Source organism: Sphingobium yanoikuyae (genome assembly GCF_034424525.1).
Classification (GTDB): Bacteria; Pseudomonadota; Alphaproteobacteria; order Sphingomonadales; family Sphingomonadaceae; genus Sphingobium; species Sphingobium yanoikuyae.
In genome coordinates this window covers 1,833,163-1,856,489 of sequence record NZ_CP139979.1, presented here as the reverse complement: position 1 = coordinate 1,856,489, position 23,327 = coordinate 1,833,163, and the positions used below count along the sequence as shown (strand labels likewise).

22 protein-coding genes and 5 pseudogenes are annotated in these 23,327 nt (G+C 61.6%); 13 read left to right on the top strand and 14 right to left on the bottom strand.

Annotated features, from left to right (window positions below; translation table 11 throughout):
* Nucleotides 1-14: 14 nt before the first annotated feature.
* The 4 genes from U0025_RS08515 to U0025_RS08500 all read right to left on the bottom strand — a co-directional run bounded on the left by U0025_RS08515 (nucleotide 15) and on the right by U0025_RS08500 (nucleotide 1,572).
* Nucleotides 15-335 carry a hypothetical protein gene (locus tag U0025_RS08515; protein ID WP_009824017.1) on the bottom strand — a complete coding sequence of 107 codons (321 nt, stop codon included), beginning with the start codon at nucleotides 333-335 and terminating at the stop codon, nucleotides 15-17.
* A 60-nt stretch (nucleotides 336-395) separates the two neighbouring features.
* On the bottom strand, nucleotides 396-617 hold the full coding sequence (locus U0025_RS08510; RefSeq protein ID WP_039335409.1) for a hypothetical protein: 222 nt from the start codon (nucleotides 615-617) through the stop codon (nucleotides 396-398).
* Complete coding sequence (locus U0025_RS08505) at nucleotides 614-1,093, bottom strand: heavy metal-responsive transcriptional regulator (protein ID WP_004212654.1); 480 nt, start codon at nucleotides 1,091-1,093, stop codon at nucleotides 614-616. The genes U0025_RS08510 and U0025_RS08505 overlap by 4 nt, the downstream gene beginning before the upstream one ends.
* 140 nt (nucleotides 1,094-1,233) lie before the next feature.
* Complete coding sequence (locus U0025_RS08500; protein WP_007406371.1) at nucleotides 1,234-1,572, bottom strand: hypothetical protein; 339 nt, start codon at nucleotides 1,570-1,572, stop codon at nucleotides 1,234-1,236.
* Nucleotides 1,573-1,833: 261 nt separating this feature from the next.
* On the opposite strand from U0025_RS08500, the gene U0025_RS08495 reads away from it, so the two are divergent.
* The 5 genes and pseudogenes from U0025_RS08495 to U0025_RS08475 all read left to right on the top strand — a co-directional run.
* Nucleotides 1,834-2,196 (top strand): hypothetical protein, encoded by a 363-nt coding sequence (locus U0025_RS08495; RefSeq protein WP_007406428.1) that lies wholly within the window; start codon nucleotides 1,834-1,836, stop codon nucleotides 2,194-2,196.
* Between the two features lie 77 nt (nucleotides 2,197-2,273).
* Nucleotides 2,274-2,531 carry a hypothetical protein gene (locus U0025_RS08490; RefSeq protein ID WP_004212651.1) on the top strand — a complete coding sequence of 86 codons (258 nt, stop codon included), beginning with the start codon at nucleotides 2,274-2,276 and terminating at the stop codon, nucleotides 2,529-2,531.
* Nucleotides 2,429-3,241 (top strand): annotated as a pseudogene (locus tag U0025_RS08485) (TolC family protein); the annotation flags it as partial. The gene U0025_RS08490 and the pseudogene U0025_RS08485, both read left to right, overlap by 103 nt.
* Nucleotides 3,242-3,414: 173 nt before the next feature.
* Nucleotides 3,415-6,198: a Tn3 family transposase gene (locus U0025_RS08480; RefSeq protein ID WP_257011064.1), complete on the top strand. Its 2,784-nt coding sequence runs from the start codon at nucleotides 3,415-3,417 to the stop codon at nucleotides 6,196-6,198.
* A 90-nt stretch (nucleotides 6,199-6,288) separates the two neighbouring features.
* A pseudogene (locus tag U0025_RS08475) lies at nucleotides 6,289-6,654 on the top strand (transposase); the annotation flags it as partial.
* 240 nt (nucleotides 6,655-6,894) lie between these two features.
* On the opposite strand, the gene U0025_RS08470 reads toward U0025_RS08475, so the two are convergent.
* On the bottom strand, nucleotides 6,895-7,926 hold the full coding sequence (locus tag U0025_RS08470) for an IS110 family RNA-guided transposase (RefSeq protein ID WP_004207353.1): 1,032 nt from the start codon (nucleotides 7,924-7,926) through the stop codon (nucleotides 6,895-6,897).
* Between the two features lie 72 nt (nucleotides 7,927-7,998).
* Between U0025_RS08470 and U0025_RS08465 the strand changes: the two are divergent.
* Both U0025_RS08465 and U0025_RS08460 read left to right on the top strand, forming a co-directional pair.
* Nucleotides 7,999-9,009, top strand: a pseudogene (locus U0025_RS08465) (IS3 family transposase); the annotation flags it as partial.
* A 479-nt stretch (nucleotides 9,010-9,488) separates the two neighbouring features.
* Complete coding sequence (locus U0025_RS08460; RefSeq protein ID WP_004212645.1) at nucleotides 9,489-9,875, top strand: response regulator; 387 nt, start codon at nucleotides 9,489-9,491, stop codon at nucleotides 9,873-9,875.
* A gap of 16 nt (nucleotides 9,876-9,891) precedes the next feature.
* Here U0025_RS08460 and U0025_RS08455 read toward each other — a convergent pair whose 3' ends face one another.
* The 3 genes from U0025_RS08455 to U0025_RS08445 are packed head-to-tail and all read right to left on the bottom strand — an operon-like array spanning nucleotide 9,892 to nucleotide 13,336.
* Nucleotides 9,892-11,034, bottom strand: a complete 1,143-nt coding sequence (locus U0025_RS08455) for a hybrid sensor histidine kinase/response regulator (RefSeq protein ID WP_004212643.1) — start codon at nucleotides 11,032-11,034, stop codon at nucleotides 9,892-9,894.
* Between the two features lie 2 nt (nucleotides 11,035-11,036).
* Entirely contained in the window at nucleotides 11,037-11,462 is a 426-nt protein-coding gene (locus U0025_RS08450; RefSeq protein WP_004212641.1) for a response regulator, read from the bottom strand.
* Nucleotides 11,459-13,336, bottom strand: coding sequence for a sensor histidine kinase (locus U0025_RS08445; RefSeq protein WP_169331143.1), 1,878 nt, complete (start codon nucleotides 13,334-13,336; stop codon nucleotides 11,459-11,461). The genes U0025_RS08450 and U0025_RS08445 overlap by 4 nt, the downstream gene beginning before the upstream one ends.
* Before the next feature lie 589 nt (nucleotides 13,337-13,925).
* Here U0025_RS08445 and U0025_RS08440 point away from each other — a divergent pair.
* Nucleotides 13,926-15,128, top strand: coding sequence for a mechanosensitive ion channel family protein (locus U0025_RS08440; RefSeq protein WP_004212638.1), 1,203 nt, complete (start codon nucleotides 13,926-13,928; stop codon nucleotides 15,126-15,128).
* 328 nt (nucleotides 15,129-15,456) lie between these two features.
* On the opposite strand, the gene U0025_RS08435 is transcribed toward U0025_RS08440, so the two are convergent.
* The 4 genes from U0025_RS08435 to U0025_RS08420 form a co-directional block, all read right to left on the bottom strand.
* Complete coding sequence (locus U0025_RS08435) at nucleotides 15,457-15,984, bottom strand: MgtC/SapB family protein (RefSeq protein ID WP_037491505.1); 528 nt, start codon at nucleotides 15,982-15,984, stop codon at nucleotides 15,457-15,459.
* Nucleotides 15,977-16,585, bottom strand: a complete 609-nt coding sequence (locus U0025_RS08430; RefSeq protein ID WP_004212634.1) for a DedA family protein — start codon at nucleotides 16,583-16,585, stop codon at nucleotides 15,977-15,979. Before U0025_RS08430 ends, U0025_RS08435 begins: the two co-directional genes overlap by 8 nt.
* 106 nt (nucleotides 16,586-16,691) lie before the next feature.
* A complete protein-coding gene (locus U0025_RS08425) occupies nucleotides 16,692-16,988 on the bottom strand; it encodes a hypothetical protein (protein ID WP_004212633.1) in 297 nt (98 codons plus the stop codon).
* 385 nt (nucleotides 16,989-17,373) lie between these two features.
* Nucleotides 17,374-17,982: a flavodoxin family protein gene (locus tag U0025_RS08420; protein WP_004212632.1), complete on the bottom strand. Its 609-nt coding sequence runs from the start codon at nucleotides 17,980-17,982 to the stop codon at nucleotides 17,374-17,376.
* A 106-nt stretch (nucleotides 17,983-18,088) separates the two neighbouring features.
* Here U0025_RS08420 and U0025_RS08415 point away from each other — a divergent pair.
* Both U0025_RS08415 and U0025_RS08410 read left to right on the top strand, forming a co-directional pair.
* Nucleotides 18,089-18,941, top strand: a pseudogene (locus U0025_RS08415) (SDR family oxidoreductase).
* 112 nt (nucleotides 18,942-19,053) lie between these two features.
* On the top strand, nucleotides 19,054-19,320 hold the full coding sequence (locus tag U0025_RS08410; RefSeq protein WP_004212628.1) for a DUF2171 domain-containing protein: 267 nt from the start codon (nucleotides 19,054-19,056) through the stop codon (nucleotides 19,318-19,320).
* Between the two features lie 45 nt (nucleotides 19,321-19,365).
* On the opposite strand, the gene U0025_RS08405 is transcribed toward U0025_RS08410, so the two are convergent.
* On the bottom strand, nucleotides 19,366-19,737 hold the full coding sequence (locus tag U0025_RS08405) for a PRC-barrel domain-containing protein (protein ID WP_004212627.1): 372 nt from the start codon (nucleotides 19,735-19,737) through the stop codon (nucleotides 19,366-19,368).
* Between the two features lie 172 nt (nucleotides 19,738-19,909).
* Between U0025_RS08405 and U0025_RS08400 the strand changes: the two are divergent.
* The 3 genes and pseudogenes from U0025_RS08400 to U0025_RS08390 all read left to right on the top strand — a co-directional run.
* A pseudogene (locus U0025_RS08400) lies at nucleotides 19,910-20,029 on the top strand (DUF6766 family protein); the annotation flags it as partial.
* A 124-nt stretch (nucleotides 20,030-20,153) separates the two neighbouring features.
* On the top strand, nucleotides 20,154-20,966 hold the full coding sequence (locus U0025_RS08395) for an IS5 family transposase (RefSeq protein ID WP_004212626.1): 813 nt from the start codon (nucleotides 20,154-20,156) through the stop codon (nucleotides 20,964-20,966).
* Nucleotides 20,967-21,144: 178 nt separating this feature from the next.
* Complete coding sequence (locus U0025_RS08390) at nucleotides 21,145-21,432, top strand: hypothetical protein (protein ID WP_004212625.1); 288 nt, start codon at nucleotides 21,145-21,147, stop codon at nucleotides 21,430-21,432.
* Nucleotides 21,433-21,979: 547 nt separating this feature from the next.
* On the opposite strand, the gene U0025_RS08385 is transcribed toward U0025_RS08390, so the two are convergent.
* Nucleotides 21,980-22,411, bottom strand: coding sequence for a hypothetical protein (locus U0025_RS08385; protein ID WP_234415533.1), 432 nt, complete (start codon nucleotides 22,409-22,411; stop codon nucleotides 21,980-21,982).
* Nucleotides 22,412-23,327: the final 916 nt, after the last annotated feature.

Below are 23,327 nucleotides of genomic sequence, written 5' to 3'. Positions count from 1 at the left end.
CTTTTTCAGCGCGCTTACATATCCTTCATCGGCATCGCCGAATTGCCCGGCGCGGGATCGGGTGCCGGCGCGGTCTGGTTGCCGGCCCCGGCGCGCATCGCGTCATGGTCCATCGCCTGACGGTGATGCCGCTCCATCTCGGCCTGGTTGCTCATCGCGTCCATCGACGCCGCGTCTGCAGCGTTGCCGCTGTCGGTCAGGACCGGGGTGGCGGCGACGCTGTTCGCCGCGGGCGGCACCGTCTGGTCGGCCTGGCGGTCGCAGCCCGAAAGCGCGAGCGCCAGCAACAGGCTTCCGCCGACAAGCGGAAGGGCTTTTTTCGCATGGTCGATCATAGCTTGCTCCTTGGCTTGAAAACTGTGGTCCCGGGCGCCGGGGATGGCGCCCGGACCGGCTCATTGCGCGCTGCGCAGGATCTGAAGGCACCGGTCGTGCGAGAGGTTCATCGGGTTGCGCCCCTGCCCCTTCATCTCGCCATGATCATGCGGCGTCTGGAGACCCATATTGCCCTCCATCGCCCGGCAACTCTCGACCTGCGCCGAGGTCGGCCGCGTGGTTACACAGGCGCCTAGAAGCAGCGCCGGCGTGAGGACGGCGATCAAACGCATTTTCGTCATGACAAAACCCCTTTCGCTAGTGATGATCGTTCGTCCTGCGCTGCCTGATGTTTCTTGTTATGCTGCTGGTCTTTCCGCCGCGCCGTCAGGAAGGCGAGGATCGGGCAATCGGAGACCGGCACTTCGCCCGGGCATTCGTCGGCGAGCATCCGCAGCATGTCGCGGATATCCGACAGGCGCTCGAGCCGGGCTTCGGCGTCCGCGATCTTGGCAAGCGTGATATCGAGCACGGCCTGGGCATGCGCGGTGTCCGACGCCCTGAGCGCCAGCAGCTGCCGGGCCTGTTCGAGTGTGAAACCAAGCTCCTGCGCCGAGCGGATGAAATTGACGCGCTCGAGGTCGGTCGCGTCGTAGAGCCTGTAGCCCGCTGCCGTGCGCGCGGGCTCGCGCAGCAGGCCCATCCGCTCATAATAGCGGATCGTATCCCGCCCCACGCCTGCGGCCGCGGCCAGTTCGCCGATCTTGAAATTGCCCATGTCATCCGCTCGATCATGCCGGTTGGACCATGGTCCAGGGTCAAGCGGTTTCGCTTTGACTCCGAACGGTCTCCTCGTCGCCGGCGGCCCGCTGCCCCGACGCGTCGCAGGGCAGCCCGTGCCGCCGGGCCACCGGCTTGTCAGTTCTTGCGAAGCTCGACGATGTCGTGCCTGGCAGGCGTGCCGTCGGCGACGGACACGTGCGCGAAGTGATCGTCAAAGATATGGTCGATCGTCACATGGCCGACGAGCTGGCGGTGATAGGTCGGCGCCACGCCCTTGGACGGACCCGGATGGGTCACGACGCGATAGACCTCGAGTTTCTGGCCGACCTCGGCGCCATCGGCCTTGCCGATGCAGACGACCGTGCCGTTGCTGCCCGTGTCGACGATCGAGCCGCGCATGAACAGGCTGTGCCCGATGCCCTGGGCCATAGCGGGGACGGCAGCAAGCATCGAAATGCCGGCAAGCGCGACCATGAGAGTTTTTCTGACCATATTCACCTCCTTGGATGGTAAGCCACCGCCCGGACTTTGCCGAGGGGAAGAGCGTCTCTTCAGGCTTGGGACTACGGTCCCGGGTCCAGCCTCGATATACGTAGAGGCCGCAGCCGATCTTCTTCCCCGGGCCGGATCTTTATTGACGCGGAGTTGACGGAATCAGCCGTCAGCACTTCAAAATCCGCGCGGCGCGAGACTTTGGTTGGCTGCGCCCGCGAAACCCGCTAGATATCGAGGCCCGTGAAACGCCTGCTCGCCCTCCTGCTCGTCATCGGAGCGCTGTCCGGTCTCTTCGGAGCCCAGATGGCGGCCGCGCACAGCGTGCCGCAGGCGGCAGGCGCGCCGCTGGCCAAGGGCATGGATGCGGACTGCATGGCGATGATGGCCAAGCAGCAGCCTGCGCCCAGCGAAAAGCCCTGCAAGGGCCTGACGCTCGATTGCATCGCCGCGATGGGGTGCGTGATCCCGCTGGTCGCAGCGGACCTGGCAGGCGGCGTTGCGCCTGCGCGTCTCTACGACGCGCCCAGCTTCTGGACGACCGACACGATATTGACCGGCAAGGCGGTTGCGCCCGAGCCGGATCCTCCCACCAGCCTTGCCTGATTGAACGAGCACGGGCTGCGCGCATCGATCGATGCGTGCGCGCCCGGTTTCCTTCTTTTCAGTCAAAGGTTTTCGTGATGATCAAAATGCTTCCGGCCGCCCTTGTGGCGGCCCTCGGTCTCGCCGCGCCTGCGCTTGCAGCCGACGCGAGCCGCACGCCTCAGGGCCATTGGGAATGGCGCTCGGCGCCGCAATATGGTCCGCGGGCGACCGGCCCTGCGCGTGTCCGCATATGGGTGCCCCAGAGCCGGGACATGGCCAGCTGCGATTGCGCGATGATGCAGGCAAGCGCCGCCGACTGCATGCGCGGCGCAGTCAGGTCGGACAAGGGCTAACCCACTCCGGAGCGGCGCGTCACATGGTGGCGCGCCGCCTCTGTCATGAGGGGATGATATCCATGATCATGATGCCGAGGCGCGCTGTGCGACGCCTGTTGCTCCCACTCGGTGCGACGCTTGCGAGCGCCTGGGCCGTGCCGGTGTCGGCCGGCCCGCTCACCTACGAGCAGGCACTGAGGCTCGCTGCCGCCAATGCGCCAAGCCTCAAGGCGCGCGCGGCGGCGACAGCTGGCGCCCGCTCCTCGGCGGTCGCGGCCGATCGCCTGCCCGATCCGACGCTCGACCTGGGCCTGCAGAACTTCCCGGTGAGCGGCCCCAATGCCGGCAGCTTCACGCGCGACGATTTCACCATGGCGACGATCGGGTTCAGCCAGGCCTTCCCCAATCTCGCCAAGCGCCATGCACGCGCCGCGCGCGCCGCGGCCGATATCGGTGTCGCCGAGGCGGGCGAGCTGGTCGAAGGCCGCAACGTGCGGCTCGAGACCGCGCTCGCATGGATCGATCTCTATTATGGCGAACGCCGGCTCCGGCAGCTCGACCTGCTCGATGCCAGTCTCGACGACCTGCAGAAGACCGTGACCGCACGCCTGGCGTCGGGCAGCGCGCGCCCGAGCCAGGCGCTCGAGCCCGACCAGCTCCGCGCCGCCATCGCCGATCGCCGCGCCGAGATGGCTGCGGTGGTGGCGCAGGCGCGGGCCCGGCTCGCGCGCTATACCGGCGACCCCGACCCGCAGGCGACGGGCGACCCGCCGATACTCGATGTCGATCCGATCCGGCTGCGGGCCGGGATCGATGCGCTTCCCGCCGTGCGCGCGCAGGACGCGCGGATCGCAGTCGCCGAAGCGGACGTGCGCCTCGCGCGCGCCGACAAGCGCTCCGACTGGAAGGTCGGCGTCACCTATGGCCGGCGCGAGAACCCCCGGGTGCCATCCTCGCCTTCGTCGCCGATCAGATCGACGTGCCGGCGACAGCGTTCGACGATTATGCTCGTCGCGACGAAACCCGCCGCGCGCATCTCGCCGATGTCATGCAGCGGTTCGGCTATGCCGCATTCGGCCGGAGTCACTTTCGCGCGATCGTGGCGTTCGCGATGCCGGTTGCGCAGACCGTCGCCCAACCTCTCCAGCTCGCCAGCACTGTGATCGATGAACTGCGCCGGCGACGGGTACTGCTGCCACCGCCAGCGGTCATCGAGGCGATCGTCAGGCGCGCGCGTCAGCAGGCCGAACAACTCACCCATGAACTCCTGACCAGCGGCATTAAGCCTGACAAGCTCACGATACTCGATACCTTGCTGGCCCGGCGGTCGGATCAAGGAACGACTTGGCTGGCTTGGCTGCGCAATGCGCCGCAATCACCGGCACCGCGCAACATTTTGCGGCTGCTGGAACGGCTCGATCATGTCCGGACGGTCGGCCTCGATCCTGCGCGCGCCGCCATGATCCCATCGGCGACATTCGACAGGCTTGCCGACCAGGCGGTGCGGATCACGCCGCAGCACCTCGGCGAACTCAGCCCACTGCGCCGTCATGCGACATTGGCGGCCGCAACCATCCGCCTCGAGGAAAGCCTCACCGACGCCACGCTCACCATGTTCGACAAGCTGCTCGGCAGCATGACCCGCCGCGCGGAGAACCGGACGCGCGACAAGGCGGTCAGGACGGTGCGCGAGATGCAGGGCCATCTTCGCGCCCTGACCAACAGCTGCCGCGTGCTGATCGATGCGCACGCCAAGGGTATCGTGTCCCTTGCGAGTATTGGCCCGTTCGACTGGGAGCGGTTCGGCTCCGCTGTCGCCCAGGCGGAAGTCCTCGTCCGTCCCGAGACGATCGACCGCACGGCCGAACTGATCGAGCGGCATCGCACGGTGAAGCTGTTCGCCGGGCAATTCTTGAGTGCGTTTGCGTTTCGCGGCGCGGGACCGGTGCAGGGAATTCTCGATGCGCTCGCGATCATCGCCGATCTTTACCTTACTGGAAAACGACGCCTGCCCGACAAGGTGCCGCTGCGCTTCGTACCAACGGGCTGGCGTCCGTTCGTAATCCGTGACGGTGTCGTCGATCGCGCGGCCTATGAACTCTGCGCACTGTCCCAGCTTCGCGACCGGTTGCGAGCCGGCGATATCTGGGTGGCAGGGAGCCGACAGTTTCGGGATTTCGACAGCTATCTCATTCCACCCACCACCTTCGCGGCGCTGCGTGAGAAGGGGCCGCTTCCGCTCGCGATTGAAACCGGGTTCGATCGTCATATCGAGGATCGTCGCGAGCGATTGGATAGCGCGATCGAGCGGGTGACGATGCTCGCCCGGCAGGGCGAACTGCCTCAAGTCCGTCTCGACGAAAACGGCCTAATGATCTCGCCGCTGAAGGCGATCACGCCGCCCGCAGCCGAGGCCGCGCGTCGTACGGCCTATGACCGGCTCCCTCGCGTTAAGATCACGGATATCCTGCTCGATGTCGATGCGTGGACCGGGTTCGGTGACTGTTTCACCCACCGGCGTTCGGGCCGAGCGGCCGACGACCGCAATGCGCTGCTGACCGTGATCCTCGCCGATGGCATCAATCTCGGCCTGACCCGCATGGCGGACAGTTGCCGTGGCGCCAGCCTGCGCCAGCTCGCCCATCTGCATGACTGGTATATCAGCGAGGCCGCCTATGGCGAGGCGCTGGGACGATTGATCGACGCGCATCGCGCAGTGCCGCTTGCCGGATTATGGGGCCGCGGCATCAGCTCGTCGAGCGACGGTCAGCAATTCCACGCAGGCGGGCGGGGTGCCGCGATCAGCGACATCAACGCGCGCAACGGCAACGAACCTGGCGTATCTTTCTACACCCATGTCTCGGACCAGTATGACCCGTTCGGCTCGCGCGTGATCGCCGCGACCGCAGGCGAGGCCCCCTATGTCCTCGACGGCTTGCTGTATCACCATACCGGGTTGTCGATCGAAGAGCATTATACCGATACGGGTGGCGCGTCCGACCATGTGTTCGGATTGATGCCGTTCTTTGGCTACCGCTTCGCGCCCCGGCTGCGCGATATCAAGGAGCGCCGCCTGCATCTGCTACCCGGTCAGGAGGCGGGACCGTTGCTTACCGGCATGGTCGGCGATCCGATCGCGCACGGCCATGCAGCAGCGCATTGGGACGAATTGCTGCGGCTCGCCACCTCGATCCGGACCGGGACCGTCACCGCCTCGGCGATGCTGCGCAAGCTGTCCGCCTATCCGCGCCAGAATGGCCTGGCACTGGCGCTGCGCGAGATTGGCCGGCTCGAACGCTCGATCTTCATGCTCGACTGGTTGCAGGATATCGATCTGCGTCGGCGCACCCAAGCTGGGCTGAACAAGGGCGAGGCGCGCAATGCGCTCGCCCGCGCGCTGTTCTTCAACCAGCTCGGCGAGCTGCGCGACCGCCGGTTTGAGAACCAGTCCTACCGCGCGTCCGGCCTTAACCTATTGGTCGCCGCGATCATCCTGTGGAACACCCGCTATCTCGAACAGGCACTGACCGCCATGGGAACGCCGGACGAAGTTGCCCGCCATATCGCGCCGCTGGGATGGGAGCATATCGCGCTCACCGGCGACTATAGCTGGGAACGGGAAGACCGGCCGGCACCGGATCAGCTAAGGCCGCTTCGCACATCGCCGTCACTGCTCGCTGCGTGATATAATCCGGGGGCAGGAATCACCACTTTTTGCCGTTCGCCATCCGTTCGCGCCTAGCGTACGTAAAACTCACTTTCGTGTAGTGACCCCATGAAGTCCCAACACTCCTTGAAAAAATCGCCTGCCAAGGCCCCTGCTGAGCGGGTGGTGAAGGACATCCGGCGGCAGACCCGGCGGCACTTCTCGGCCGAAGACAAGATACGCATCGTGCTCGATGGGCTGCGCGGCGAAGACAGCATTGCCGAACTATGCCGCAAGGAAGGCATTGCACAGAGCCTGTATTACACCTGGTCGAAGGAGTTCATGGAAGCGGGCAAGCGACGCCTGGCGGGTGACACGGCTCGTGCCGCGACCAGCGGCGAGGTGCAGGACCTGCGCCGCGAAGCCCGCGCTTTGAAGGAATGCGTGGCCGACCTGACCCTCGAGAACCGTCTGCTCAAAAAACGTATGGCCCGCCCCGTCTGCAAGGGGGATTTTGAAGTGTTCTGATCAGTCTGCGTCAACGTATGCGGTCTCATGGGTGACCCCATGGCCAAGATGGACATCCGCACGTCTGGAGCCACAATAAAGACGCCGGCAACGAGTGCCATTTTTTTGGCCGGGCTTTCCAGACGCCGATCGACTGTCAGGCCATCTTCACGATCCTTCCTGCAAACATCGTTGGCCTATGCACGAAGATGCGTGCGGCCGATCCGGTTATGCCGCGACTGGGTAGCCGCGTTCGAACGTCGCGTCCTTGCGCAAGGCCGCCCATGCGATCCGCGCCAGCTTGTTGGCCAGCGCGACGACGATAGCATTGCGGTGGACTCCTCGCTCGATCATTCCTGTCAACCAGCGCCCCAACGGGGTCTCGCTTCGCGCCAGCGACGGCAATGCTGCTCGGGCACCGTGGATGAGCAAGGTGCGCAAGTAGGTGTTGCCTCGCTTGGAGATGCCGAGCAGCCGCGGCTTGCCGCCGGTAGTATGCTGACGGGGCACCAGACCGAGCCAGGCACCCAGGTCTCGGGCTTTGGCAAAGCTGCTGGCATCGCCCACGGCTGCAATCAGGGCAGTTGCGTTCAGCACCCCGACGCCGGGGATGGATGTGAGCCGCCGGGCAGCCGCGTCATTGCGCGCCAGCTCGACAAACTCGCCGTTCAGCGTTTCCACCCTGGTATCGAGTTCGCGCCATTCGGCACGCAGTTCGGCCACCAACTGGCGCAGACGCGGTGACAAGGTCGTATCCTCATCGGCCAGCAGGGCATCGATGCCGAGTTCCAGCTTGCGCCGCCCAACCGGGAAAATGGTCCCGCGCTCCAGCAGGATCGCCCGCAACTGGTTGGTCAGGCTCCTGCGCTCAGCCACCAGGCGCGAGCGAACCCGGTGGAGCGTCTGGATGTCCAACTGCTCCTGGGTCTTGAGTTCGACGAAGCGCATCGTTGGACGCGAGGCGGCCTCGGCGATCCCCTCGGCGTCGCGGTCATCGTTCTTCTGTGCTTTGACATACGGCCGTACGTACTCCGGCGACATCAGCCGGATCTCATGTCCGTGCGCGGCGAACAGGCGCCCCAGATAATGGGCACCGCAACATGCCTCCATCGCGACCACGCACACAGGAAGCTTGGCAACGTAGTCGACCAGCGTCTGGCGGCGCATCGACCTGCGTACGACGACAGCTCCCGACGCATCCACGCCCACCACACTGCAGGCATTCTTGCCCAAATCAACGCCAAGGATCACAATAGACATCGGTCCGCTCCTTTCCTCTTCAAGCACCAGCATCATATCCGATGCCGGGGAAAAGGGGCGGGCCATCCCATAAAGCATGATCGCGGATGGGGGCGACGACGAATGAGGTACCCTGCCGCAGAAAAGCTGGAGATCATCAGGATCGTCGAGCAGTCGCACCTGCCCGCCAAGCACACGCTGGATAAGCTCGGCATTCCCCGCCGGACGTTCTACCGCTGGTATGATCGCTTCCTCGAAGGCGGCCCCGAATCGCTGGAGGATCGCCCCTGTGCGCCAGGCCGGGTGTGGAACCGCATTTCCGAGGATGTCCGCGAGCAGATCGTCGAGATGGCGCTTGATGCGACCGAACTCTCCCCCCGCGAACTGGCCGTGCGCTTCACCGACGAGAAGCGCTACTTCGTGTCGGAGGCCACGGTTTACCGCCTGTTGAAGGCGCACGACCTGATCACCAGTCCGGCCTATACCGTGATCAAGGCCGCCGACCAGTTCCACACGAAGACCACCCGGCCGAACGAGATGTGGCAGACAGACTTCACCTACTTCAAGATCATCGGGTGGGGCTGGATGTACCTTTCGACCGTGCTCGACGACTATTCGCGCTACATCATCGCCTGGAAGCTGTGCACCAACATGCGCGCCGAGGACGTCACCGACACGCTCGACCTCGCTCTCAAGGCCTCGGGTTGCGATAGTGCCACGGTGCTGCACAAGCCCCGGCTGTTATCGGACAACGGCCCCGGCTACATCGCGGGCGAACTCGCCGAGTACATCGAGGCCCAGCAGATGAGCCACGTTCGCGGAGCCCCGTTGCATCCGCAAACTCAGGGCAAGATTGAGCGCTGGCACCAGACCTTGAAGAACCGCATCCTGCTGGAGAATTACTTCCTGCCCGGCGACCTCGAGGCCCAGATCGAGGCGTTCGTGGAGCACTACAATCACCAGCGCTACCACGAGAGCCTGAGCAACGTGACCCCGGCAGACGCCTACTTCGGCAGGGCTCCCGCCATCATCAGGCGCCGCGAAACCATCAAGCGAAAGACCATCGAACATCGCCGCTTGCTTCACCGCAAGCTCGCCGCCTAACATCAAGCCCCAGACGAGGCCCGCTCTCCGCTAATCCACGATCCCATCTGTGCCAAATGTTTCGACGACGGACAGCCGATAACGAAGAACGGTTCAAACTTCCTAAGGATAGCAGCCGCGGGCGAGTGATGGGCCCTGGCGGCGATGCGGCCCGACTGACGAGGGGGCAAACTCATTTGCCGTTCCTGGAGTCGGTAAAATCGCCGGGCATGTCTCATCCAACCCGACCAAAGCGAAATCGTTGCAAAATGCTGTCGGGCAGAGGCAAGTTAGATGTCCGGTAAGCAGGAAGGTGCCAGTAGGATTGCCGGCGCTCGGCGGACTATGCGATCGTGCCATGGGATATTCCGGTTCGCCGCATGATCGGCAAAGCCTTGCGTGACTATTTCACGCAGCGAACTATTCGAGCAATGCCGACTGTCTGATTAACACTCTGTTTCCACCGGGAACGATGTCGCCGAATTTTGATTTTATGCGGTATGAAGGAAGACGCTGCCCATCCGATCTGCCGAGAGGAGATTCTGGTCGTTGATGATGAGCCGCTGCTCAGAATGGTTTTGGTGGATTTGTTCGAGGATGCAGGCTTCCGGGTGGAGGAAGCGGGCGATGCTGGCGAAGCACTTGAACTATTGAAAGCGCATCCTTCCATCCGCATTGTCGTGACTGACATTCAGATGCCCGGATCAATGGACGGCCTGCGCCTCGCGAACTATATCCATGATGCATATCCGCCAATCGCGCTAATCGTGTGCTCGGGCGCGATATCACCTGATGGAGGCGCGCTGCCGCAGTCCGCCATCTTCATGCCCAAACCGGTCGATCACGCCGTTTTGCTACGCACGGTGAGCAAAATGTTGTCTGCGTAACGAGGCTAAGCTCCTGCTATTGCTTAGATAAGCCTTCGAAAACTAGCGAAAAGGCGGTTCCTTCGCCCACTTTGCTGGCGACTTCCATCCTTGCCCCCATCCGTTCGACAAGGTCGCGGCAGAGCAGTAGTCCCAGCCCGCTCCCCTTCTCTCCCGCAGTCCCTGGCGTCGTGACGCGGCGATCGATGCGGAAGAGATTGTCGATGGCCTGCTGCGACATTCCTACGCCGGAATCCCGAACATGGATAACGAACCGCCCGTCGGTTCCTTTCTCGCAGGCGATGGTGATGCCGCCCCCTGCTGGCGTAAACTTGATCGAATTGCCGACCAGGTTGCGCAGCACCGTCGCGAGCATGTCGCGATGGGCACGGACCATCCCGCCGCCACAATCGAATGACACCGATACGCCCTTCTCTTCAGCCGTGTGGCGGCACACACTCGTCGCTTCCTGTGCGATAGCAGCCACATCGACCATCTCGAGTTCGACATTGCCGCTATCCATCTGGAGCTGTGCCCAGTCGAAAAGGCTTTCCATCAGGGCGTGTGCCTGCACTGCCGCCTCCTGCACGGCCTGCGCACGGATTTGAACCTTCGCGGGATCCTTTTGCGCGGCGGTCCGGCTCAAAGAGTCCGAGAGACCAATGATTGCCTGGAAGGGATTGCGCAGATCATGCGCGATGATCGAAAGCAGCAAGGCCTTCTGACGATTGAGCGCATCGAGAGCGAGGGATTTTTCCTCGGCTTCCCGCTTCGCCTGCTCGAGTTCCGCCAGAAAGGCGCGCCTTGCCTTGGCATAGCGGATTGCACGCGCAAGGCCCGATGGGTTGAGCTCCGCCTTGCTCAAATGATCGAGCGCCCCCGCTCGCATCAGATCGAGGGCCGTCTCGGGGTTGGTCTCGCCGGTAAGGATCAGAACGGCATTGATACCGCACCTTGGAGCGAGCAAAGCCCCCAGCACATCGAAGGCATCGGCATCGGGCAAGCGATAATCGAGCAGGACGCAGTCGAAGGCTTTCTCGCCTGCGAGCGCTAGTCCTTCGGCAGCGTTTGCTGCCTCCGTCAGAACCCAAGTGAGGTCAGAGGCCGACAGCGCCCGCCGGACGGCCTGGCGATCGACTTCATCGTCATCGATAAGGAGGATGTGGGTCTGGGTCGGCATCGTCAGCGCGGAAACTCAACGATTCTCCAATAATGTTCAAGCAGTGATACGGCTTCCATAAAGGTGTTTGCCGGGTCCTGCTTGACGATGTAGCCCGCGACATTGTGCCCATAGGCGCGCGCCTTGTCCTCGTCCGCCTTGGAGGTGGTGATCATGAACACCACAGAGCCTTTCAGCTCCTCATCCGCCCGAATGGCTTCCAGGAATTCGATGCCGTTCATCCGGGGCATGTTGAGGTCGAGCAGGATGAGGTGAGGCTTGGGCAGCTTTTCCTGGCCGTTTTCGCCCCGCAGCACTTCCAGTGCCTCGATGCCGTCACGAGCCACTGTGATCGGGTTGGCGATCCGGCTTTTGGCGAACGCGCGCTTTAGGCCTTGCACATCGACCTCGTCATCTTCGACGAGCAACAGATTGACGGTTGGATTCATGCTCGAGATTCCTTGGAGATAGCGGGCCAGGTGAAATGCACGGTGAGGCCGCGGGCCTCATTCTCGCTCAACCACACCTGTCCGGATTGCCGTTCGACGAGCTTCCTTACAATCGCAAGCCCCATTCCGCTACCTTCCACTTCATCCCTTGGCTTGAGGGTCTGGAACATACCGAACACCCGTTCGCGGAACTGTTCGGGTATCCCTGCCCCATTATCGCTGACGGTGAACTCGTACATGTTGCCCACAGATGCCGCCTTAACCTGGATAAGGCCATGGGCCGGATCCGGGTGATGCTTTACCGCGTTTCCTATGAGGTTCTGCAGCGTCTGGGTGAGCGCGGCTTGCGCGGTTACCAGCGTAGGCAAACTCGCGTCCGCCTCGATCCGAAAGCCCTCCGGCGGGCTGATGAGGGCCGCAAGATCCGAGACCAGCGCCCTCGTATCAACCTCCCGGATCACATTGTCGTCGCGCCCGGCGCGCGAATAGGCGAGCAGATCAATAAGCAGACTCTCGAGCCGACGTACCCGGCTCTTCAGCAAATCCATGTTCGTTCGGGTATCGCCCTCCAGCTTGTCACCCAGGTCCTCCTCGATCCAGCTCGCCAGGTTCTCGATCCCGCGAAGAGGCGCTTTGAGATCGTGTGAGGCGACATAGGCGAACTGCTCGAGCTCGGCATTGGAACGCTGGAGATCATGAGCCTGATGCCGCAGCTTCTGGTCGATTTCCTTTCGATCCGTCACATCGGTAAAGAGCGCGACGACCCCAAGGATACGGCCGCTATTGGCGCGGTGGGGACGGAAGTAACCCTCGAAATCCCTCGGCGACGCGGCATCGGGCAGCTGGAAGGCAAACCGAACTTCCTCCCCGCTGAGTGCCGTCTGGAGTTCGTCGCCAGCGCCTGGGAACGTCTTTTGAGGAAACAATTGATCCAGATTTCGGCCCGAAACATGAGCTACGTCCTCCGCCGTAACGCTGAAGCGGCGCGCAAACTCCTCATTCAGAAAGCCGATGGATCTGTCCGCCTCGATATAAGCGATCATCGCCGGCATGGTATCCGCGGTCACCCGCAGGACCGACGTGCGGTCGAGTTCGATGAGGCTGTCTTTGAACACCGCGACGGCACGCGCCATGGCGCCAACCTCATTGCGGTGGTTGAGGCTTGGGATGGATACCGACGTGTCACGCGCGACAAGCCTCCGCATCGTTTCCGCCAAACCCACAAGGGGACGGGCTATGTACCGGCTGAGGGCTACTGCGACCCCCAGACTGATCAACAATGTCAGGACCAACGAAGCCCACAGGGTGAACCGCGCGGTTTCTTCCGCGCGCGCAACCAGGCGGGTCTGGACAACCAGCGAATCCTGTTCGCGCTGTTCGATAGTGGCGAGCCGTGCGCGGAAGGTGTCGAACATGGCCTTGCCCTGCCCGTCTGCTTCGATCGAACGGGCGTGATCGCGCGCCGTGGGATAGGCCATGTCCCTGATGATGACGGCGCCCACCTGACGCTGCCAGTTTCGCGCCGCTTGTTCGGCTTCTTCAAGCGCATCCAACTGAGGTTGGTTCGTGGCCAGCAGAACCTTCAGCTCCGCGATACTATGGTCGAAGTTGCGTCGCCCCTCTTCATAGGGCTGCAGACTTGTCCGACGTCCGGTCAGCAAATAGCCTCGCGCGCCGGTCTCCTGGTTGAGCATCTCGATCTTGATGGCGCTCAGTCCGACAATGATCTGCGAAGAGCGGAAGCGCGACGCCGTCGCAGAATGCAATTGGGACAAGGTGATAAGGACGCCTCCGCTGCCGACGAGCGCAATGAGGGCGATCATCGCGATTGCGAAACCGAAAGTTCGATTTAGACTGTAGGTGTTCTCTCGCATCGCCCTTCGCATACCCAGCCTGTGGGAAAATAACAGCAACAGTTTTTAGGGTTTGGTTGGGCGCCAGACTCTGAGTACGAGCCGGTGACGATTCCAGGGATCCCGCTCGGCATTGCGGGCTTTTCTCCCCGTCGGCGGCGCGCGACGACCACCGAATCGATTACATTCATCAGCGGGTTGAGGACCGTCGAGCCCCGGCAATGCCTCGCCAGCAGCGTGACGATCTCCCTCATCGACGTTAGTGCGCCGCCCAGAACAGGCAGATAGGCCGAACGCAGGTAGTTGTCGTTTGCGCTCATCCATGACGATGGTCACGGTGCCCATGATCATGATCGTGATGCTCGTGTGCCCGTGGTGATGATAGCGGTAGGGCGCTGACGATGTTCAAGATTAGGCCAATCGCCGCCGCTACGGTCGCATTCCCGAAAGCGTGAGGGACTTCATCACTCGATACGGGAACAAACTCGGGGTCAGTCCATTTTAGAGGCCCGCGCCGACACTTTGCGCGCCTGTCGTGCAAGCGTCGCCAATCCGCCGGTTCGGGTCGCCATCCGCAACCGCGCCACAGACGCAGGATCATGTGCATACGATGAGCGTAATCCAGATTATCGCCGCAGCCACGCCCGCTGCAACTTCCCCAGCTCTCGCAAGAACCGCCATCCCGGACGTATCCACGCAAATTCGCGACCTGTCGCGATCGACGGTTTCGTGGTTCCAGGCGTACTGGCTGCAGATCATCATCGCATTGGCCATCGCCGTCGCCATCGTCTCCGCGCTCTACGCCCTGCGCGGGCTTGGCGCGCGTCTGTGCCGAAAGGAGCGCGGGCGGGGCGACTGGCGTACCATCGTCGGCCGGGCCATCACCAAGACCACCAACTACTTCATCATCATGGTCGCCATCCGTGCGGTGGACGGATACGCGCAGACGCCTCCGATGCTCGACAAGCTGGTAACGTTCCTGTTCACCCTGGCTGCGGTGATGCAAGGCGCGATCTGGGCGCGCGAGTTCATCCTCGGCGCGATAGAGCACAAGACCTCGGCCGAGCATTTCAAGGGCGAGGCGATCATTAATGCCATGGGCCTCATCCGCCTGTTGGTCAGCGTGGTGGTCTTCGCGGTGGCGGCCGTGGTGCTGCTCGACAACATCGGCGTAAACGTTACCGGCCTCGTCGCGGGTCTGGGCGTCGGCGGTATCGCCATAGGTCTGGCTGCGCAGGGTATCTTCGCCGACCTGTTCGCCGCGCTGGCGATCATCTTCGACCGACCGTTTTCCAAGGGCGACCAGATCAGCTTCGACAATTCGTCGGGCACGATCGAGGCGATCGGTCTCAAGTCCACGCGCATCCGCGCCTATACGGGCGAACTGCGGATCATCTCCAACAAGAACCTGCTCGACAAGGAAATCCTGAACGTCAGCGGGCGTGATCATATCCGTTTGCCGTTCACCATCGGCGTCGCCTACGAGACCCCGCCCGAGACGCTCGCGCGCATTCCCGGCATCCTGACCGAACTTGTCGAGGCGGAAGGCGGTAAGGCGGCAAGGGCCGGGTTCGAGAGCTTCGGCGCTAGTTCGCTCGATTTCAGCCTGCTGGTCGACGTGCCGGGCAAGGACTGGGGCGTGGCGCATCCGCTGCGCGACCGGCTGATGGTGGCGGTCGTGCAAAGGTTCGCCCAGGAGGGGATTTCCATTCCTTATCCCACGCAAACGACGTTCACCGCCGCCCCTGACGGAAAGCTGATCATGCCCTATCCGAGCCCCACGTCATCTGACGACGACGCAAGGGCGCTGTAGGCCCTTCGTCGAAGCCCCGCATGCGTTTCTGCGGAAATTGGCCAGATGGAGGCGGAAATGTAGCTTTCCCGCCATATAGCAGCGGGCCCTGCGGGCCCGAACTGCACAGTCTGCTCCTAAGGACTCCTCTTAACCGGCAGCACGGGCTGGCCGTTAGCCCTGCCGTCCTGGCCGATTTATGGGTGGGTTCTGGGCCGCGTGTGGCGCACGCTGCCGTGGCATCGCTCGCGTTATGACCAATTCCATGTACCTGCATTAGGTCGGATTCCAGGGGGCGAAACCCAGTCAGGGCTCGAAGCCTTGTGCTATGGTGCTCCTCAAGGCGGCTCTACTTTTCCTCCTCGCCAAGCTGACCGGGTGGAGGAGAGGGAACGACAGAGCCACGCCGGTTCGGCATCTGCACCGATTTCTGGCTATCTGGCGATCCGCCATTTTTTGGGAGCATGCGTTCAACGAAGGTCGCAGCGACCAGGAGTAGGACGGCGAGGGCCGTACCTGCCAGCACAAGAATATACTGCCCAGCACCGGCGGTTATGCCGACAGCCGCAGCCATCCAGAGACTGGCCGCCGTTGTCATGTTTCGTACATCGCCCCCGCGCACAAAGATCAAGCCTCCGGCGATAAAGCCGATAGCTTGTGCAAGCCCTTGTATGACGCGAACAGGGTCGCCCTCCCCATGGTGTTCCACGAGTTCCAGGGCAGACAAGGTAAGCATCCCTGAGCTCAGCGCGACTAGACCATGTGTTCGCAGGCCTGCATCATGGCCGTGGCGTTCGCGTTCGAACCCCAGCACGAGGCCCAGAAGCGTCGCGAGCCCGAGCCTCATGAGGGTGACGGAGAGATCGTCCTCAAGCATTTTCGACACTCGGCTTAAAGGTGATGACGCGATAAACGTAGTACAGCAGCACTGCTGCCATGATCGTGAGGCCAGCAGGCCCAAGATAACGATCGACGGCCGAAAATTGTCGGCCGAGGAAGTATCCGGCTCCTGCAAGAAGGCTGTTCCACACAGCCGATCCCAGCGTGGTCAAGATGAGAAACCTTGGAAAAGGAGTGCCGAACACGCCAGCCGGAATCGAGATCAGCGTGCGCAGACCAGGAATGATGTGAGCGACGGGAATGGCCCAGGAACCGTGCCGATCAAACCAAGCATCAACGTGGTCGATTTCGTTAGCCGACAAGGTAAGCCAGCGTCCGTGGCGGTCAGCCAGCTTTTTCAATCGCCGTTCACCACATTTTCCTGCCAGCCACCACCAGAAGGCGGCGCCAGTGACCGTCCCTATCGTGCCGCATATGATGACAAGTATGATGTTGAGGCCGCCGTCGGCGGCAGTGTAGCCGGCCAGGGGCATGATCACTTCAGAGGGTATGGGAGGAAAGACATTCTCAAGCAGCATGAGCAGGCCGATGGCCCAGTACCCCATCCGCTCGACAATATCTGTGATCCATTCCGTCATACACGCCTATCCCGAAAATTAAGATTTGCAGTGCGTCACCAGGACACCCCAGCGTCATGCACGCCACTCACATTCGTGTGCAGCGCCATCATCTTGTGGGTCGACATCAGGCATTTCCTTTGCGTCGGCGGGTTTCCCAGCCCTTTTTCGCGGCCGCAGAGCGCTTTTCCGCGCTCTGACTCGATCCGCCCTTGCGGCCACCTTTGCGCGAACTTTCGTGGTTTTCTTTCTTGCCGCGGCCAGAGCCAGATTTCTTTCCGCCGCCGGACTCCTTGTTGACCGTCGCCCAGGCGCGCCTCTCTGCCTCCTCCTTGCCTACGCCGCGATCCTCATAGCCCTCTTCGATATGCTCGGCCTTGCGCTTCTGCTTGTCGGTGTAGCTCGACTTGTCTCCGCGAGGCATGATCCTTCTCCTTGTCGGTTGCCACCGCCAATCCCTTGAACGCGGCAGCAGCCAATTCGTCCCGATCTGTTTCGATCGGCTCGCCGCAATTTCTTGGTGGTCAGAAATCGCGCTTTGGCGCGATCTTCGCCAGATCGACGCGCGCTTCGAATGCATGCGCCTGAGCATTTCGAAGGTAAATCTGCCGCTGCCCGGCCCGTATTCCACGAGAACCTCGATGTTAGACCAGTTCAACGGGGCCAGCATACGGCGCACCATTCGGGCGCTTGCGGGAAAGGCCGAGCCGACCATTGACGGATGCCGGACGAACTCCCCTGCGGCAATCCATCCTGTATCTTTCACGAAAGCTTTCTCCCTGGAAGCTGATCAGAACGAGAATTTTGGCTCAGCCGGGATAGGGATTTTTCTGCAGCAAGCCGGCCAGATGGGCGGCGTTGCCAGCCACCATCTTTGCAGTTTCCGTCACCTTTTCCGGCGTCGTCGCCAAATCCTTGAAATCCGTGGACCCCATCGCCTCGCCGACCCAGTAGCATGCCGCGACCGCTGGAATGGTCCAGCCTACATCGTTCAGGGCCTGGAAAAGCTGGGCGGATGAAAAATGCGCGCCGTCCTCGTTGCCAACGATCGCCGCCACCGCGACTTTTCCATAGCTGGGCATGCGGCCCTGATCGTCCGTCTCCGAGAGAAACGCGTCCATCCGTTCGAGCACGCGCTTGGCGACGCTGGATATCTGCCCCATCCAGATCGGGCCGCCGAAGACGAGGATGTCGTGCGCCAGTATTTTCTCGCGCAGCGCAGGCCAGGCATCGCCGTCCCCTTCGTCGGATGTTACTCCGGCTCTGATATCGAGCGCTGCCGCCCGCACTGTCTCGGTAATCGTAACCTGACAGTCGGAAAATGCCTGTTTCAACACCGCGATCATGGTGTCGGTTGAGCTGGCTTCCTTCGCGTTGCTCTTAAGGGTGCAATTGAGAGCCAGGGCCTTGAGTGCCATCAATCGTCTCCTTTGGTGTCGACTGACGCAGGCGTGCGATCATCCGTTCACTGACAGGAGAACTCATCGGCAAGAAAAGGGTTCTGTCTCCAAAGGAGATGCCGCAATGACCGAGACCGCCCAGATGATCCACGAAGATGCGCTTCCCGGGCATGAAAGCAAACTCGAGCCAAAGCCCGAGTGGCAGCCTCGCTATAAGGGGGCTGAGCGTCTCAAGGACAAGGTTGCGATCATCACCGGCGCCGACAGTGGCATCGGGCGCGCCGTGGCGGCACTTTATGCCCGTGAAGGCGCTGACATCGCCATAGTCTATCTGCTCGAGGACGACGATGCCGCCGAAACGAAGCGGATCGTCGAGGCCGAAGGACGCAAGGCGATCACCATCCGCGGCGATATCGGCGAGAAGGATTTCAGCGAGGAGATCGTACGCAAGACGCTCGATGCATTCGGCAGGATCGACATTCTCGTCAACAATGCCGGCGAGCAGCATCCCGATGAGGACATCACGGACATAACCGAGGAACAGCTGCGCCGAACCTTCCAGACCAATATCTTTGGCATGTTCTTCCTGACGCACGCCGCGCGCCCGCACCTCAAGCCGGGCGCGGCGATCGTCAACTGCACGAGCGTCACCATGTACCAGGGCAGCAAGGATCTGCTCGACTATAGCTCGACCAAGGGTGCGATCACGGCCTTTACTCGGTCATTGTCGGAAAATCTGGTCGGCGATGGCATTCGCGTGAATGCGGTCGCACCGGGGACCGATCTGGACCCCGCTCAACCCATGCGGCGGCGCAAAACCTGAGAAGCTGGAGCATTTTGGCGAGAGCACGCCCATGGGTCGGCCGGGCCAGCCCAATGAAGTCGCCCCGGCCTTCCTGTTTCTCGCCTGCGAGGATTCCAGCTACATGTCCGGGCAGGTGCTCCATCCAAATGGCGGGATCATTGTGAACGGCTAGATCGCTTCTGCCGCTCGACGGGACATAGCGCAAACCAACTGCCCGGCGACGGGAAAATCGAGCCCGGCCTGGCAAATGGGTACAGAAATTTCACCAGATGAAAGGAACTGAGATGACGGACCTGAGCCAAATCAAGGAGCATATGGAGATCATCGGCGCAGATGGCGTCCATATCGGCACTGTCGACAAGGTCGAGGGCGATCGGATCAAGATGACGAAAGCCGACAGCGGCTCGCACTCCGATCATCACCATTATTTTTCAGGAGGATTGGTGGCCGCTGTCGAAGGCAATCAGGTACGTCTGTCTGCAGCCGGATCGGCAGCCGTTCTGCTGGAAGAGGAGGAAGGTGGCGAGGCGCTCAGCGACAAGTCGTCATAAGCGCGAAAAAGTAGCCGGCCCTACGGGCCGGCCACTTCTGTCCGATCAATAGGGGTAGTCGACGCCGTAATGGCCATATACCTCTCGCCCGTAGTTGCGATCGAAAGCCGGCTCGCTGTCGCCTGCATAGCGGGGCGCCTGTTCCAGCACGCTCTTGTCGAGATTGACGACATAGCCTCCCTGATCGGTATCATAGGTCAGCACGTCCCAGGGTAGCGGATAATAATCGCTCCCCAGCCCGAACAGGCCGCCGAACTGAAGTACGGCATATTCCACCTTGCCCGAGCGCTTTTCGACCATGAAATTGTAGATAGAGCCGAGCTTTTCGCGCTGGGCGTTGTAGACGGTGGTGCCCTCAACCTTGTTCGAGGCGATTAGCCGATTGGTTTCGTCCGTGGCAATATCGGTCTGTGCCATGACATCTCTCCTTCCATGGGATGAATGATCAAGGCGAACGCGACAGAGGGAAAGGTGTATCCCGCCTCGTGATACCTGATCGTCGGACTGCCCGTAAAAGCTGCTCAACCGCTTCCCAGACTTCCTCGTCAATTGGCGTCGCCTGTAAAAAGCTTGCCGAAGGGTCTTCGAAAACTGGGAGAGCGAATTTCTCTCGACCGCGGTCCTACTCATACTTTCCCTATTCTTCCGCCAAGGTGAAGCACCAGTATCCAAGCAGATTGCCGCTCCAGATGCCCAAACCGGCGAGTGACGAGGCTGGCCGGCTGAAAACCTGCTACGCCTCTGAGAGGCTGTGTCAGAACGCTGACGTAACGGTGGACGGCCGAGTTTCGATATGATTCCGAGGGGTTGCGACACCCACTTTGGAAACCATCATGTGGAACCCGACCGCCCGCGCGCATCATAGCCGCGCACAGCTTCGCTATGAAAGCGATCTTACCGATGCAGAATGGCGTTTAATTGAGCCGTATTTGCCCGCGCCGTGCCAATGCGGACGGCGACGGCGTTGGCCGATGCGAGAGATTATCGAGGCCATTTTCTATTTGCTGCGGGCAGGTTGTCCTTGGCGGCTTTTGCCCGACAGCTTTCCGCCATGGCGCACGGTCTATCGCTGGTTCTGCGCTCTGCGTGACGATGGGACATTCGAAAGTCTCAACCACCATCTTGTCCAGATCGACCGTGTCCGAACGGGGCGAGAACCGATGCCGTCAGCGGCGGCCATCGACAGCCAGAGCGTGAAGACCACTGAAGCGGGTGGACCGCGCGGCTATGACGCAGGGAAAAAGATCATGGGCCGTAAACGCCACGCCATGGTCGATACCGATGGTCGTGCACTCGAACTGCTGGTCCATGGCGCTGACGTGCAGGACCGAGACGGCGCAGTGCCTTTGCTCAGGCAGTCACGCCAGCGGCACCCCTTGGTCGAGCATGCCTATGCCGACAGCGCCTACAACAGCGATCGCGTCCGGGAAGCCACATCCATCACGATAGAGATCGTTCGGAAATTCGCCGACCAGACCGGGTTCGTCGTCCATCCCAGACGATGGGTGGTTGAACGAACCTTCGCATGGCTCAATCGAAATCGACGCTTGGCAAAGGACTTCGAGCGAACCATCAAATCCGCAACTGCACTTCTATATGCAGCTGCCGCCGTCGTCCTCATCAGGCGCATCGCTCGTTACGCATGAGATTCAAGACAGGCTCTGAGAACCATTTTCGCGGGCGGACTGTAGTCCTCAGGATTTTCCCCGGCATCGCCCTGAAGGGCGCTCGGATCATCTGCCAGCCGGCTGTTCTTTTATCTCGGCCACCCTTCTCCCTTTTCGTGCGTTACGCATACTACGACCGAAACCAGGAGGTGATCGAATGCGCAAACGAGAGAAAGTAGCCGACCTCATTGCCGGTCAGAATGGACGCCAGCGCCGCAAACAGCTCTTTCGCTCGCTCGAGGATACCGCAGCTCGCGCCGTTGTCACCGCGACGGTGACTTTCGCGGTCGGTTGGGTGCTGAAGCGCATGTTCGAAAAATCGGTCAAGCAGGCGGCGAAAGAGGGCGCCCAGGACGGCGTCGACCAACAGGTCGCGCAAAATCCAGATCTCGCAAAAGCAGGCATTTCCGGCACCGCCGCGTCGCAGAGCACTGCAGATACTTGATGCCGGTACCGACAGGATGACCAAATGGCCCCGATCGTTTTATCGGGAGCACCGTCTTACTGTTGGGGAGCAACTAGACACCACAGGTATTTTGCTGGCGTTATTTCGGCTGCTCGCCATCGGTTCCATCAATGCCCGAACATGGTGCTCATATGCTCGCGGGCATCGGCATCATATTGACGTTGAGATAATACAGATCGCCCCACCGATTGTCAGCACAACGATCGCCCAGGCGAGAAGGAACGCAAGGAGGGTCCAGCGTCCATCCGATTGGGCTGCTCGACTGGGATGATTGCGGCGCGCAGTGGATTTGCTCCCCAGCTTTTCAGCCAAGGCAGCGCAGGTGAGTGCATCTACATAATCCTCGGATTCATCCTCCTCGGCCTTTCCTTCGGACAGTCCTCAAGGCCGGTGAATAGCAGCTTTCACCCAAGCATCGTTACACCGGCGCAGGCAGAAAAGCGACTGCGTCGTGGTTTATCGGCGCCAGCTTTGCGCCGCTCGCTGCGCTGTTTCTTGCTGCGAGCCCGCAGGCCGGTGTTCCGTCCTAGTGGCGCGTCGGCTGCGCTGACGGCGCTTCCAAGAACTCGGCGAAAGCCGAATCATCGCCCAGGGCGTACAGTCGCAGCGGATCGTCCGGCGTCATGCGACCGGCCTGCACCTCACGCCCGGTCACATCACGAAGTCGGCTACGGTCCAGCACGCCATCGAGAAGGCTTTCGGCCCGCAAGAACATCCAAATCTGGCTTTGCCGATGAGCGGCAAAAGCGTGGAGATCGCCCCCCGTTTCTTCGAGATGCACCGCCACTAAGTCACAGACAAGATTGAAGATCCGCATGAGGCCAATTCGGCTCTCCTCATCGGTGATGGCCTCGTGCAACTGCAGAACCTCGTCACGGAATGCGGCAAGCGGAATAGCGTCGCCCTCATTGTAAGCCATGAGGCGATTCCAAAGATCTGTGACACGCTGATCCATCATCCTGCCTTCCGTCCGTTTTAGCGATGAAGCCTTTCTCATCACCGCTGCGGGGGCTGTGCAGCATTGTCAGGGTACGCCGCCCTCAGCCTGATCCCCCTAATGGGATGCCTTGAGGCACAAGCCTATGCAAGGCGGAAAGAAAGTTCTCTTTCAGCTCAAAGCAGGCGATCTCTTTCCTGGGCCTCGACAAGGCCGTTCTTACAGTCTTTCTCGTTCCGATCCGAGGCATTTCGGCTTCGGTGCGTGGCGGCCGATCTTGGGCCACAAGCCGCGTCATGGATGTTGTTACGCCCTGCCAGGCCCCCGAAAGAGGGGCTGCCGCCTGGCAGGATACAGCCGTTATTCTCTCCACTGCGGTCGATAGGAGCGTTGAAACGCTATCCTGAAGCCGTACAGCTTCCCAACGCTGTGGTTGGGCATACCGGGCATTCCAAGGCGCGCACCTTGTGTCGGTATGTGGGAGAATGAAGGACGTGGGCACTTAGCAATCGATGCCACCTATATCGGGCGGCAGTTCTGCACAGCAATCCCTACAGGACGCAAAGCAAGCCCTATGTCCAACTCGGCACCATGGGCGAACTATGGGTCGGCTGTCCTTCCTCCGGCGCGCCCGCGATCTTGGGTCTCGCTCGATCAGGTTCGCGCGCTGCTGGGCATTTCCGGCATCGACAGGATCGCCAGGGAGAATCTTCTGGACGTGACTGTAAGCTGGCTGGCCTTACTGCGCTTGGCAAGGAGCTGAGGCTGCGATCGATTTCTGCGATGGCGGGCTCGTTGCAGTGTCCCGTATCGCCGACGCACCAGGACCGGCACTGTCAGCCTGAGACTGCAGCGGTTTGCCGTTCTTGGTTAAACGCTGCGGCCTTCCTTATGGGAGCGGGTATGGCCAGAGCGCGACCGCCCCGCTCGAATGGTG